Consider the following 13,143-nt stretch of genomic DNA (forward strand, 5'->3'; position numbering starts at 1 on the left):
GCAAAACTGCGCCAGACTATAGCCAGTTAAGGCGAAAAGCCAGTTTGGCCCGCTCTGGGCGTGTTCACAGCAGACGATGATTGCGCCCGACCATGTCTAACGAAACCAGCGTCCCACATTCTCCGCCCGCCTCTCTCGACGCCTGGGTAAAGCTCCTCAATGGCGTGCGCCTGCCAGTGCCCCAGGCCAGCCATGACCGGGTCTGCCGTGCCATCGCCAACAACCGCAGCTCGCTGCGGGAGATTGTCGATCTGATGCAAAACAGCCCGGCACTGGCCTTGAGCGTAATCCGCGAAGCCAACCGGCATTCCCACGGCAGCATGAGCGAACCGGCGGAAAACCTGGAGATCGCGGTCAACCGCCTGGGCCTCAAGCGTACCGAGGAGTTGCTCGAGCAACTGCCGACGCTGCCTGAAGCGCAGATCCCCCAGGCATTGCGCCAGTTCCAGCTGATCAGCCAGCACGCCAGCCAGCAAGCCAACGGCTTCTTTGCCGGACGCCTGGCCCGACTCTGGCAGGACATCCACTGGGGCAGCCTGCTGTTTCTCTCGCCGCTGTGGGCCATGGCCCTGGTCTATCCCAAACTGCTGGAAGAGTGGGAACTGCGGGTCATCTACAAGCACGAATCCGCACACGACGTTGAACTGCAACTGTTCGGGGTGCGGCTGATGGAAATGTGCCAGGCCCTGGTCCTGGCCTGGCACCTGCCGATCTGGGTCCAGCAGGGCTATCGCCTGCTGACCCAGGAGCAGCACCTGCTGGCCAAGGTCATGCTGATTGCCCGCGACAGCGACAACCCGCTGCGCCAGCAACAACGCCTGGACGCTGAACCGGACCTGCGGCGCTGGCTGAACCAGCCGGCCAACACCGTGTTGCTGGCCAATGGTCTGGCGCTGGCGGCACAACAGTCCTGGAGCAGCCCCCATGGCCGGCGCTGGCAGAATCTTACCGCCCTTTATCTGCAGATCCCCCTGGACCAGGTCCAGCAACAGTTGCACCAGCAGGCCGTACAAAGCGCCCGCCACGACACCCAGCCCGACCTCTGGCACCCGGCCCAGGCCCTGCTCTGGCCCTGGGATGCCCGACGCCTGCATCACGGCGAGCAACCAGCCCCGGCGCCCACCGCACTGGAACTGGCCAAGTGGCGAAAGCTCTGCAGCGAACTGTTGCTGGACCCCAGCCCCTTTACCAACGCCGTGCACCTTACCGGCTTTGCCCGGGATGCCCTGGCGGCGTGCGGCATGCATCGGGTCATGCTGCTGATGGTCGATCGCAGCCTGAGCCACCTGCGAGTGCAACAGCTTTACGGCCTGCCCAGGGAAGCGGCCAGCCTGACCTTGCAGGCCAAGCAGAGCCCGCTGTTGCAACGCCTGCTGGAAAAATCCGCGCAGATCCGCCTGACCCCGGCCAACCGGGCCCAGTTCGCCCCTCACCTGCCAAGCTCGCTGCGCCAGCTGTTTCGCGGCGAACACCTGCTGATCCGCTCACTGTCGTGCAATGGCCGGGTACTGATGCTGGCGATCGCCGACCAGGGCGGCGTACCGTTCTCGGAAATCAGCGTCCAGGCCTTCGGCAAGACCGCCCAGTGCATCGAAAAAGCCTTGCACAGCTTTACCAACCGCAGCCAATGACGCTTGCGCTACAATCCTTCCCTTTGCGCCCTGGGGACCTGACATGTCTGACTTCTCTGGCTTGCCGCTGGTCATTGAACCGAGCGACCTGCTCGCCCGCCTGAACGCCCGCGAACTGATCCTGGTCGACCTGACCAGCGCTGCCCGCTACGCCACCGGGCATATTCCCGGGGCACGCTTCGTCGATCCCAAGCGCACTCAACTGGGCCAGGCACCGGCTCCCGGGCTGCTGCCGCCGCAAGCGGCGCTTGAAACGCTGTTCGGCGAGCTCGGGCACAACCCGGACGCGGTCTATGTGGTCTACGACGATGAAGGCGGTGGCTGGGCCGGACGCTTCATCTGGCTGCTGGACGTGATCGGCCACCATCGCTACCACTACCTCGACGGCGGCCTGCCGGCCTGGCTGGCAGAAGGCCTGCCCGTGTCTACCGAAGTCCCGGCCACGGTCGGCGCCCCCGTGGCGCTGACCCTGCATGACGAGCCCACCGCCACCCGCGAATACCTGCAAAGCCGCCTCGGCGCGGCGGACCTGGTGATCTGGGACGCCCGCGGACCGCTGGAGTACTCCGGCGAAAAAGTCCTGGCAGCCAAGGGCGGGCACATCCCCGGCGCGGTGAATTTCGAATGGACCGCCGGCATGGATCAGGCACGCCACCTGCGCATCCGCCGCGACATGCCACAGATCCTTGCGGACCTGGGCATCAGCAAAGACAAAGAAGTGATCACCCACTGCCAGACCCACCATCGCTCCGGCTTCACCTATCTGGTGGCCAAGGCGCTAGGCTACCCGCGGGTCAAGGGCTACGCCGGCTCCTGGGGCGAATGGGGCAATCATCCCGATACGCCCGTAGAGATTTAAGGTTTTTAAGGACACCCAATGAAAAAGCGTTTGTTCATCATCAGCCAGTACCTGCTGCCTCATCACCTGCTGTCACGCCTGGCCGGCTGCATTGCCGAGTGCCGCGTGCGCTGGTTCAAGAATGCCTTCACCCGCTGGTTCGCCAAGCAGTATCAGGTGGATATGTCCGAAGCCCAGGTCGAGGACGTGACCGCCTACGAGCACTTCAACGCCTTCTTCACCCGCGCCCTCAAAGACGGCGCGCGGCCGCTGGACCCGACCCCGGGCGCGGTGCTCAGCCCTGCCGACGGCGCGGTCAGCCAACTGGGCCCGATCGAGCACGGCCGGGTGTTCCAGGCCAAGGGCCACAGCTACAGCGTGCTGGAACTGCTGGGCGGCGACCCGGCCCTGGCGCAGCCGTTCATGGGCGGCGACTTCGCCACCATCTACCTCTCCCCCAAGGACTACCACCGGGTGCACATGCCCCTGGCCGGCACCCTGCGGGAAATGGTCTATGTGCCGGGCCGGATCTTCTCGGTCAATCAGACTACCGCTGAAAACGTACCCGAGCTGTTCGCCCGCAACGAGCGCGTGGTGTGCATCTTCGATACCGAGCGCGGCCCGATGGCGCTGGTGCTGGTGGGCGCGATGATCGTCGCTTCGATCGAAACCGTCTGGGCCGGCCTGGTAACGCCGCCCAAGCGCGAACTCAAGACCGTGCGCTACGACGAAGCCGCCCGCGCTCCGATCCACCTGGAGAAAGGCGCCGAAATGGGCCGCTTCAAGCTGGGCTCCACGGCCATCGTGCTGTTTGGCCCGAATCAGGTGCAGTGGGCCCAAGAGCTGGCTGCCGGCTCGCCGGTGCGGATGGGCCAGGGCCTGGGCCTGCCCAAGGCTTGAGGCCTGAATGCCGGACATAAAAAACGCCGCTGATCAGCGGCGTTTTTTTATGGGCGAGGATTTTCCAGCGGCTCAGAGCTGCCCGTCGCGGTCACGGAACCCCAGCAGGTACAGCACGCCATCCAGGCCCAGGGTCGAGATCGCCTGCTTGGCCGACTGCTTGACCAGCGGCTTGGCGCGGAATGCCACGCCCAGGCCGGCAATGCCGAGCATCGGCAGATCGTTGGCGCCGTCGCCGACAGCGATGGTCTGCTCCAGGCGCAGGCCTTCCTTGTGCGCCAGCTCACGCAGCAGATCGGCCTTGCGCTGGGCGTCGACAATCGGCTCCACCGCCACGCCAGTGACCTTGCCGTCCACCACTTCCAGCTCGTTGGCGAACACATAGTCGATACCCAGCTTGGCCTGCAGCTGTTTGGCGAAGTAGGTAAAGCCGCCGGAGAGGATCGCGGTCTTGTAGCCCAGGCGCTTGAGCTCGGCGAACAGGGTTTCGGCGCCCTCGGTCAGGCGCAGGGAGGCGCCGATTGCGTCCAGCACATTGACGTCCAGGCCCTTGAGCAACGCCAGGCGCTCCTTGAAACTGGCGCGGAAGTCCAGCTCGCCGGCCATCGCCCGCTCAGTGATTTCCGCGACCCGATCGCCGACACCGGCCGCCTTGGCCAGCTCGTCGATAACTTCGGCCTCGATCAGCGTCGAATCCATGTCGAACACCGCCAGGCGCCGGTTACGGCGGAACAGCGAGTCTTCCTGGAAGGCGATATCGACGTTCAGCTCCTGGGCCACGCTCAGGAACTCGGCCCGCAGGGCTTGCGGATCGGCAGCTTCACCACGTACCGAGAACTCGATGCAGCCCTTGCCCTGGTCGGCGGGCATGTCCAGGGGCATGCGCCCGGACAGGCGATCGATATGGTCGATGTTCAGACCGTACTTGGCGGTGATGGAACTCACGCGCTGCAACTGTTCGGCGGTGACCTTGCGCGTCAGCAGGGTCACGATATGGCGCTTCTTGCCCTGCCCGGCGACCCACTGCTGGTAGTCCTGCTCGGATACCGGCGTGAAACGCACCTGCTGGTCGAGCTTGTAGGCGGTGAACAGGATGTCCTTGAGCACCGACGAGCTCTGCTCGTTGCTGGGAATTTCAACCAGGATGCCGAACGACAAGGTGTCGTGGATCACCGCCTGACCGATGTCGAGAATGTTCACACCACCCTGGGCCAGAACGCCGGTAATGGCCGCAGTCAGACCGGGACGATCTTCGCCGGTGATGTTTATCAGGACAATTTCGCGCAAGGCGCACCCCCGAGGTGGAAAAAAAGCGCATTCTACCCACTTTCGGTGACCATCGGGCACAGCCAGCGCTTTGCCGGTCTAGGGCCTGTCGCTATACTGCGCGTCAACTTCACGGACAAAAGAGCCGAGCTCAGTGAACCGGCCCACGCCAGTTAAAACCGATAACTTCTTCCTGCTGATCTTCCGTGCACTGCGCCACCGCCGTGTGCCGATTGCATTGCGCATTGCCAGCCATAACGTGATCCTGGTCGCCCTGGCCCTGGTGATCTATGCCGGCGTGATGGGCCTGCAGTTCAAGCAAGCCATGCACGAACAAGCCGACGCCCTGGGTCAGAGCCTGACCACCCAGACCGCCACCTCGGCCACCGAGCTGCTGGTGTCCAACGACATCCTCAGCCTCAACGTCCTGCTCAACAATCTGACCAAGAACCCGCTGGTGGCCCACGCGGCCATCTACAGCGTGGACAACCGCATCCTCGCCGAGGCCGGCCAGCGCCCCAAGAGCAGCCTGCTGGGTGAAACCGAGGGCGTGTACCAGACCAAGATCACCTTCCAGGACGTGACCGCGGGCAACCTGCGAATCAGCCTGGACATGGCGCAATTCCAGCAGCCGATGACCATCAGCCTGCAAAGCATGGGCATCCTCAGCGCCATCCTGCTGGCCCTGGCCCTGGCCTTGAGCCTGCGCCTGGGGCGGCACATCTCGACTCCGCTGCTGCAACTGCGAGTCTGGCTGCGTGACCTGGACGAACACACTCCCGCCACCCAGCGCCAGGACGAAATCGGCGATCTGGCGCGTCAGCTGCATGCCCGCCTGGTGCCGGAAAAGCCCGAGCCGGCACCGCAGCCCGAAGCTGAAGTGCAGGACGACGAGGACGATGAGCCGGCGTTCGAAGTGCGCAACCTGCGGGACCCGAGCTTCGACGAAAGCGCTCCGGTAGCAGGCCTGAAGCCTGCACCCCGGCATCTGGTTCACGCCGAAGAAGATGAACTGGACGAGGAAGACCCCTTCGCCGACCTGCGGGACAGCTCATCGACGCCTGCTACCAAGCCACAACCGCAACCACAGGTTCCGGCCCAGCCCCAGCACAGTGCGGTACTGGCGGTGCAACTCGGTGCCCAGGAGCAACTGCGGCGCCTGCCCCGCGCCCGCCTGATGGAACTGCTGGAGCGTTACCGCGATTGCCTCGACCAGGCCGCCTCGCTGTACCAGAGCGAACTGCATACCCTGAACGACGGCAGCACGCTGATGCTGTTCCACAGCGAAGACAGCGGTGACGACTACCTGACCAACGCCATCTGCTGCGGCGAGTTGCTGCGCGCCCTGGGCCATGCCCTGCAGATCGAAGTGGCGGACAGCGGCATCACCCTGCAACTGCAACTGGGCCTGACCCTGGGCGACGAACTGTTCGGCCTGAGCCAGATCGACCTGCTGCTCACCGAAACCGCTCAGGATGCCCTGGCCCTGTCCCAGCACAGCCGCAACCTGCTGCTGGTGGAGCGCAAGGTCAATGACGACCCGCTGCTGCGCCAGCGGGCACGTATTCGCCCGATCGCCAGCCCGGAAGGTGCCTGCTGCGTGGAACGCCTGATGGAGCCCTACCCGTCGATGCTGGAGCGGCAACTGGCACGCATGCATGAAACACGGGCCAAGCTGTAAGGCTGACCCGCAAAAAGAAGCCCGCCCAGTGCGGGCTTTTTCATGAGCTTCGTGTAGCCGCTGGCGCAGCCTGCGACAAGCCCCGCAGGGCTTCAACGTGGGTGTTATCGTTGCATGCCTGCGGTCCGCTCGCAGCCTTCGGCAACGGCTACAGGAGATTGCGTTGGCCAGAGCCAGAAACGACAAGGCCCGCTGTTGGGCGGGCCTTGTCTCGCAGCATGTCAACTCAGAACCTGAACACTTCCATATCCGTGCGGATCGGCGTGGCCATCGGAATCTTCGGCTGCTTTTCCTGCTCGGCAGGCTTGTGCGCAGGGGCCGGGGCCGGGGCCGCCTTGCGTGGCACCTCTGCCACCGCGGGCTGATTGGCCAGAGGCTTGAGGGCAACCGACAACTGTTCAGCCAGACGCTGCAACAGCACGCCCTGGGCCTGGACCTGGGACGCCGTGGTTCCCGCGTGCTGCTCCTGCAGATGAACGATGCGGTTGTCCCGCACCTGGCCACGACGGTCGATCAGGCGCCATTGCGCATCCAGCACCGCTGGCTGCGACTTGCCTGAATCCAGGCGAGTGATCGACAGCAGCACCTGGACATCCGGAGTGAAGCCGCTGGTGGCCGGAGCCAATACAACCCGCTGGCTGTCGAGATGACCGGCCACCTGGCGCAACAGCAACTGGTCGATGTCTGAAGACAGGCTGCCAGCCCAGCGACCATCAGTGGAGGCCTGCAGGCTGCCATCATCCTGACGCTGCAGGAGGGTTTCACGTTGCAGGTAATCGGCGATCAGCACCGGCCCCAGCAAGACCGACATGCCGGCACTGGCCGGCTGAGCTGGACTTCCGCTGTCCAGCTGATACAGCGACACCGGCTGGTGTACGCTGCAACCCGCCAGGCCAAGAACGCCGGCGAGCAAGAAAACAAGAGGAAGGCGCAGAGCAGTCATCATCCCATCCAGGTGGCGGCCACAAGGCTAGCCACAGTGTAAATACTCAAAAAAACCTGAATAACGCCCGGCCACGCCAGCGTTTGAAAGCGCATATCATCCGTGAATATGCGCCCTGACTCCAGTGTTGTAGCGTCGATCCTGCGCTTAAATCGCAGATCGAACGCTCTAGCTCGCCCTTAACTGAGAGGCTCTACCAACAACGCATCCACCCGCTGGAAGCCGCGAGGCAGTTTGTTGCCACGGCGCCCGCGCTCGCCTTTGTAGTGCTCCAGATCGTCAGCCTTCAGCGACAAGGTGCGCTTGCCAGCCTGCAGCACCAGGGTCGCGCCGTCCGGCAGCACCGCGATATCGGTGACGTACTCTTCGCGGCTGGCCACACGCTCACCGGGAATGCCGATGATCTTGTTGCCCTTGCCCTTGCCCAGCTGCGGCAGGTCGCTGATCTTGAACACCAGCAGGCGCCCTTCGGTGGTCACCGAGGCCAGCCAGTTCTGTTCGCGATCGGCCACTGGTCGCGGCGCCAGCACCTTGGCGTTGTTCGGCAGGCTCAACAGCGCCTTGCCCGCCTTGTTCTTGGCCTGCAGGTCCTCGCCCTTGACCACGAAGCCGTAGCCGGCGTCAGAAGCGATCACATACAAGGCATCGTCATCCGGCAGCAGCACGCATTCGAACGTCGCACCTGGCGGTGGCGTCAGACGGCCGGTCAGCGGCTCGCCCTGACCCCGGGCCGATGGCAGCGTATGGGCCGCAACCGAGTAACTGCGCCCGGTGGAGTCGATGAACACCGCAAACTGGTTGGAACGCCCCGGCGCGGCGGTCTTGTAGCCATCGCCGGCCTTGTAGGACAGACCAGTGGCGTCAATATCATGCCCCTTGGCGCAACGCACCCAGCCTTTTTCCGACAGAACGATAGTCACCGGCTCGGTAGGCATCAGCTCGTTTTCCGACAGCGCCTTGGCCTCGGCCCGGGCGACGATCGGCGAACGGCGGTCATCGCCGTAGGTTTCTGCGTCTTGCAGCAACTCGGTGCGCACCAGCTTCTTCAGTTTCGCTTCGCTGTTGAGCAAGGCTTGCAGCTTGGCCTGCTCCTTGAGCAACTCATCCTGTTCGGCCCGCAGCTTCATCTCTTCCAGACGCGCCAATTGGCGTAGGCGCGTGTCGAGGATGTAGTCGGCCTGGATTTCGCTCAGGGCGAAACGCTCGATCAGCTTGGCCCGTGGGTGCTCCTCGGTACGGATGATGTGGATCACTTCATCCAGGTTGAGGTAGGCAATCAGCAAACCGTCCAACAGGTGCAGGCGACGCTCGACCTTGTCCAGGCGGAACTGCAGCCGGCGACGCACGGTGGTGACCCGGAACTCCAGCCACTCCACCAGCAGGGCCCGCAGGTTCTTCAACTGCGGCTTGCCGTCCAGGCCAATGATGTTGATGTTGACCCGGTAGGTGGATTCCAGCTCGGTGGTGGCGAACAGGTGCTGCATCAACTCATCGGCGTCGACCCGGTTGGAGCGCGGGATGATCACGATGCGGCAAGGGTTCTCATGGTCCGACTCGTCACGCAGGTCGGCCACCATGGGCAGCTTCTTGGCCTGCATCTGGCCGGCGATCTGTTCCAGCACCTTGGCCCCGGAGACCTGGTGCGGCAGCGCGGTAACGATGATGTCGCCGTCCTCGACCCGGTACACGGCGCGCATGCGCACCGAGCCACGGCCGGTTTCGTAGATCTTCAGCAGGTCGGCACGCGGGGTGATGATCTCGGCTTCGGTGGGGTAGTCCGGGCCCTGGATATGCTCGCAGAGCTGCTCGACCGTGGCCTTGGGCTCATCCAGCAGGCGCACGCAGGCCGAGGCCACTTCCCGCAGGTTGTGTGGCGGTACGTCGGTGGCCATGCCCACGGCGATGCCGGTGGTGCCGTTGAGCAGGATGTTCGGCAGGCGTGCCGGCAGTACCAGCGGCTCCTGCAGCGTGCCGTCGAAGTTCGGCCCCCAGTCCGCAGTGCCCTGGCCCAGTTCGCTGAGCAGCACTTCGGAATAGCGCGACAGGCGCGCCTCGGTGTAACGCATGGCAGCGAAGGACTTGGGATCGTCCGGCGCACCCCAGTTGCCCTGGCCGTCCACCAGCGTGTAGCGGTAGCTGAACGGCTGGGCCATCAGCACCATGGCCTCATAGCAGGCCGAATCGCCGTGCGGGTGGAACTTGCCGAGCACGTCACCCACGGTACGCGCGGATTTCTTGTGCTTGGAATCGGCATCCAGCCCCAGCTCACTCATGGCGTAGACGATACGCCGCTGTACCGGTTTCAGGCCGTCGCCGATATGCGGCAGAGCACGGTCCATGATCACGTACATGGAGTAGTTGAGGTAGGCATTTTCGGTGAAGTCAGCCAGTGACCGGCGTTCTACGCCATCCAGGCTGAGATCAAGGGAGTCGCTCATGCGGGCCTCATTGGTTCGTAGTCTGGCGCAGCAGCATGCTGCCGCCGCGCTGAGTAAATTCAAGTTTTTTCAAAGCGCTCATGCCCAGCAGAACCTGGTCGCCGTCGAGCCCCGGCGCCACCAGGGCGGCCACGTCCCGCAGCACGATATCCCCCAGTTGCAGGAGTTCGATACGGGTCCGATAACCTTCGCTGCGCCCATTGGCCGTGCTCAGGGTGACCGGCGCACCGCGCTCCAGGCCCAGACGTTCAGCGAGATCCGCAGGTACCGAGACATCGGTGGCACCGGTGTCGAGCATGAATTGCACCGGCCGCCCGTTGATATGGCCGCTGGCGACGAAATGCCCCTGGCGATTGCCCGCCAGTTGCACTTCGATGTAACCCTCATGTTGTTGCGAACTGACGACAGTGTTGGGGTTCTCCTGGTGCGCTTCCCAGTCGGCAAAGAACCGCGTGGCCAGGAACAGCGCCGCCGCCCAGGCCATGATCAGCATCACCCGCCCGGCGCTCTTGCCCGGTTGCTGGCTCACGGCTTGGCACTCCAGCCACCTTCGGGAGCTGCAAAACGCCAGACGATCGGTCGGGCCTCGCCGTCGGCGCGAGCACCGTTGTTGTTGTCCAGGCCAATCCAGGCGCCCTTGGCGTCCACCACCAGGGCTTCCGCCAACCCGTAGGGCTGTGGATAACGCCGATGCTCCACCAATGCTTCGCCAGCAAACGACCAGCACTGCTCGACCTTGGTGCTCTGCGCGTCCCGGCGACAGATCTGATAGGCATTGCGCTCCAGGGTGAACAACTTGCCGTCGAACAGCGACAGGTCGGCAAAGTCACGGGATACGGCCTTGGCGTTGGGCACCTGCTCAGGTTGCATTAGCGCCCCGGCTTCACTGAGCAGCACGCAACCGCCATCGCAGTCCCAGGTGGTCTGGCCACGCTTGATCAACAGCAGCCCGCGCCGCTCACGTTCCGCCGCCAGCCAGATCCGATCCCCGGCCGGGTTGACCGCCAGCCCTTCGAACAGGGCATTGAAGTGCAGCAGCATGCCGCTGGCACGGGCTTCGCGCACCATGATCGGGGAAATCTTCAACCAGGCCGGCGCGCCTTGCGCCGGAACCTGCAGCACCGCGGCATGGGCTTCGCTGACCACATATTTGTTGCCGGCGGCATCACAGGTGATGCCCTCGAAGTCCAGGTCGCCGCCACGCACGAAGGACGCCGCCCAGGTCCGCACCTTCAAGCCCCAGGGCAAGCCGGAATCCGGCACCGCAGGCACCTCGATCCCGACAGTCTCGGCCTGCCAGACAGTGTTCCGGGTATCGAGCCTGTAGATCTGCTCGTCGTCGCGATCGGAGACGGTCCAGAGCTCCTGACCACATAGCGCCAGCCCGGACAGATTGCCGCCGCGCATGCCTTCCACAGGATGCTCGGACAGCAGTTTCAGTTCGGGCGCCGGCGCGGCCACCACCGAGGTTGCCAATAGCGCCAGGGCCAGGGCAAGACCTCGGTGCATCAGGCCAGCACCTCGGCCAGGTTGCCCTTGGACTCCAGCCAGGACTTGCGATCACCGGCGCGCTTCTTGGCCAGCAGCATGTCCATGATTTCCGCGGTGGCCTCGACGTCGTCCAGGGTCAACTGCACCAGGCGCCGAGTGTTAGGGTCCATGGTGGTCTCGCGCAGTTGCGGCGGGTTCATCTCACCCAGCCCCTTGAATCGGGTGACCTGTGGCTTGCCGCGCTTTTTCTCGGCCACCAGGCGGTCGAGAATGCCGTCGCGCTCGGCTTCGTCCAGGGCGTAGTAGATCTCCTTGCCCAGGTCGATGCGGTACAGCGGCGGCATGGCCACGTAGACGTGACCGGCATCCACCAACGGACGGAAATGCTGGACGAACAAGGCACACAGCAAGGTGGCGATGTGCAAACCGTCGGAGTCGGCGTCGGCGAGGATGCAGATCTTGCCGTAGCGCAGCTGGCTCATGTCCTCGGCGCCCGGATCGACCCCGATGGCCACGGCGATGTTGTGCACTTCCTGGCTGGCCAGGACCTCGCTGCCGTCCACTTCCCAGGTGTTGAGGATCTTGCCGCGCAACGGCAGGATCGCCTGGAATTCCTTGTCCCGCGCCTGCTTGGCCGAACCGCCGGCGGAGTCACCCTCCACCAGGAACAGCTCGGAGCGCATCGGGTCCTGGCCGGCGCAGTCCGCCAGCTTGCCTGGCAGCGCCGGGCCCTGGGTAATGCGCTTGCGCTCGACCTTCTTGCTGGCCTTCAAGCGGCGCCCGGCGTTGCTGATGGCCAGCTCCGCCAGTTGCATGCCCAGCTCGGGGTTGGCGTTGAGCCACAGGCTGAAGGCGTCCTTGACCACACCGGAAACGAACGCCGCCGCCTCGCGGGATGACAGGCGCTCCTTGGTCTGGCCGGAGAACTGCGCATCCTGCATTTTCATCGACAGGACAAAGGCAATGCGTTCCCAGACGTCTTCCGGGGCCAGCTTCAGGCCGCGGGGCAGCAGGTTGCGGAACTCGCAGAACTCGCGCATGGCATCCAGCAGGCCCTGGCGCAGGCCGTTGACATGGGTGCCGCCCTGGGCCGTGGGGATCAGGTTGACGTAGCTTTCCTGGACGCTGTCGCCGCCTTCGGGCAACCACAACAGGGCCCAGTCCACCGCCTCCTTGTTCCCTGCCAGGCTGCCGCAGAACGGCTCGGCCGGCAGGCGTTCGAATTCACTGACCGCATCCACCAGGTAGGAGCGCAGGCCATCTTCGTAGTGCCACTCGACCTTCTCGCCGCTGGACTTGTCCTCGAAGCTCACCAGCAGCCCCGGGCAGAGTACGGCCTTGGCCTTGAGCACATGCTTGAGACGGCTGACGGAGAATTTCGGCGAATCGAAGTATTTTGGGTCCGGAGCGAAGTACACGCTGGTGCCGGTATTGCGCTTGCCCACGGTGCCGACCACTTCCAGCTCGGTGGCCTTGTAGCCGTCGGCGAAAGTCATCTGGTATTCGTTGCCGTCGCGCTTGACCCGCACCCGCACCTGGTTCGACAAGGCGTTGACCACCGAGATGCCCACCCCGTGCAGGCCGCCGGAGAACTGGTAGTTCTTGTTGGAGAACTTGCCGCCGGCGTGGAGCTTGGTGAGGATCAGTTCGATCCCGGACACGCCTTCTTCCGGGTGGATGTCCACGGGCATGCCGCGGCCGTCGTCGGACACTTCCAGGGAGTGGTCGGCGTGCAGGATGACCTGTATCGACTTCGCATGGCCGGCCAGGGCTTCGTCGACGCTGTTGTCGATGACTTCCTGGGCCAAATGGTTGGGCCGCGTGGTGTCGGTGTACATGCCCGGGCGTTTGCGCACCGGGTCGAGTCCCGAGAGGACTTCGATGGCGTCTGCGTTATAAGAGCTAGCGCTGGGAGTGGCCATGGGTTCTCGTCGTTAGTCGTTCAATGAATATGG

General features: G+C 64.3%; 10 protein-coding genes. 4 read left to right on the plus strand and 6 right to left on the minus strand.

What is annotated here, in order from left to right:
- The first annotated feature begins 92 nt into the window (after positions 1 to 92).
- From KCG88_RS21010 to asd, 3 genes are read left to right on the plus strand one after another with little or no spacing between them, the layout of a single operon-like run.
- Positions 93 to 1,631, plus strand: coding sequence for an HDOD domain-containing protein (locus tag KCG88_RS21010; protein WP_210713020.1), 1,539 nt, complete (start codon positions 93 to 95; stop codon positions 1,629 to 1,631).
- A 43-nt stretch (positions 1,632 to 1,674) separates the two neighbouring features.
- Positions 1,675 to 2,490 carry a thiosulfate sulfurtransferase gene (gene rhdA, locus KCG88_RS21015; protein ID WP_047335526.1) on the plus strand — a complete coding sequence of 272 codons (816 nt, stop codon included), beginning with the start codon at positions 1,675 to 1,677 and terminating at the stop codon, positions 2,488 to 2,490.
- A gap of 18 nt (positions 2,491 to 2,508) precedes the next feature.
- Positions 2,509 to 3,369 carry an archaetidylserine decarboxylase gene (gene asd, locus KCG88_RS21020; protein WP_019093044.1) on the plus strand — a complete coding sequence of 287 codons (861 nt, stop codon included), beginning with the start codon at positions 2,509 to 2,511 and terminating at the stop codon, positions 3,367 to 3,369.
- A 72-nt stretch (positions 3,370 to 3,441) separates the two neighbouring features.
- Here the strand turns inward: asd and serB are convergent, their stop codons facing one another.
- Positions 3,442 to 4,656: a phosphoserine phosphatase SerB gene (serB, locus tag KCG88_RS21025; RefSeq protein WP_015633931.1), complete on the minus strand. Its 1,215-nt coding sequence runs from the start codon at positions 4,654 to 4,656 to the stop codon at positions 3,442 to 3,444.
- Between the two features lie 133 nt (positions 4,657 to 4,789).
- Between serB and KCG88_RS21030 the strand changes: the two genes are divergently transcribed.
- Positions 4,790 to 6,316 (plus strand): AhpA/YtjB family protein, encoded by a 1,527-nt coding sequence (locus KCG88_RS21030; protein ID WP_210713021.1) that lies wholly within the window; start codon positions 4,790 to 4,792, stop codon positions 6,314 to 6,316.
- A gap of 226 nt (positions 6,317 to 6,542) precedes the next feature.
- On the opposite strand, the gene KCG88_RS21035 is transcribed toward KCG88_RS21030, so the two are convergent.
- From KCG88_RS21035 to parE, 5 genes are all read right to left on the minus strand, one after another.
- Positions 6,543 to 7,259, minus strand: coding sequence for an ABC-type transport auxiliary lipoprotein family protein (locus tag KCG88_RS21035; RefSeq protein WP_210713022.1), 717 nt, complete (start codon positions 7,257 to 7,259; stop codon positions 6,543 to 6,545).
- Positions 7,260 to 7,438: 179 nt separating this feature from the next.
- Positions 7,439 to 9,697, minus strand: a complete 2,259-nt coding sequence (gene parC, locus KCG88_RS21040) for a DNA topoisomerase IV subunit A (RefSeq protein WP_011058921.1) — start codon at positions 9,695 to 9,697, stop codon at positions 7,439 to 7,441.
- A gap of 7 nt (positions 9,698 to 9,704) precedes the next feature.
- A complete protein-coding gene (locus tag KCG88_RS21045) occupies positions 9,705 to 10,226 on the minus strand; it encodes a TIGR02281 family clan AA aspartic protease (protein ID WP_011058920.1) in 522 nt (173 codons plus the stop codon).
- Complete coding sequence (locus tag KCG88_RS21050) at positions 10,223 to 11,206, minus strand: esterase-like activity of phytase family protein (RefSeq protein ID WP_210713023.1); 984 nt, start codon at positions 11,204 to 11,206, stop codon at positions 10,223 to 10,225. The genes KCG88_RS21045 and KCG88_RS21050 overlap by 4 nt, the downstream gene beginning before the upstream one ends.
- A complete protein-coding gene (gene parE / locus KCG88_RS21055) occupies positions 11,206 to 13,110 on the minus strand; it encodes a DNA topoisomerase IV subunit B (protein ID WP_011058918.1) in 1,905 nt (634 codons plus the stop codon). The genes KCG88_RS21050 and parE overlap by 1 nt, the downstream gene beginning before the upstream one ends.
- Between the last annotated feature and the right edge of the window lie 33 nt (positions 13,111 to 13,143).

It is taken from the genome of Pseudomonas sp. MWU349 (assembly GCF_017947325.1).
In the GTDB taxonomy this organism is placed as follows: Bacteria; Pseudomonadota; Gammaproteobacteria; order Pseudomonadales; family Pseudomonadaceae; genus Aquipseudomonas; species Aquipseudomonas protegens.

Bases quoted from the DNA above. Each gene is read 5' to 3' on its own strand.
- asd (WP_019093044.1), top strand. From the start codon at position 2,509: ATGAAAAAGCGTTTGTTCATCATCAGCCAGTACCTGCTGCCTCATCAC.
- rhdA (WP_047335526.1), top strand. From the start codon at position 1,675: ATGTCTGACTTCTCTGGCTTGCCGCTGGTCATTGAACCGAGCGACCTG.
- KCG88_RS21050 (WP_210713023.1), bottom strand. From the start codon at position 11,206: ATGCACCGAGGTCTTGCCCTGGCCCTGGCGCTATTGGCAACCTCGGTG.
- parE (WP_011058918.1), bottom strand. From the start codon at position 13,110: ATGGCCACTCCCAGCGCTAGCTCTTATAACGCAGACGCCATCGAAGTC.
- KCG88_RS21035 (WP_210713022.1), bottom strand. From the start codon at position 7,259: ATGACTGCTCTGCGCCTTCCTCTTGTTTTCTTGCTCGCCGGCGTTCTT.
- parC (WP_011058921.1), bottom strand. From the start codon at position 9,697: ATGAGCGACTCCCTTGATCTCAGCCTGGATGGCGTAGAACGCCGGTCA.
- KCG88_RS21010 (WP_210713020.1), top strand. From the start codon at position 93: ATGTCTAACGAAACCAGCGTCCCACATTCTCCGCCCGCCTCTCTCGAC.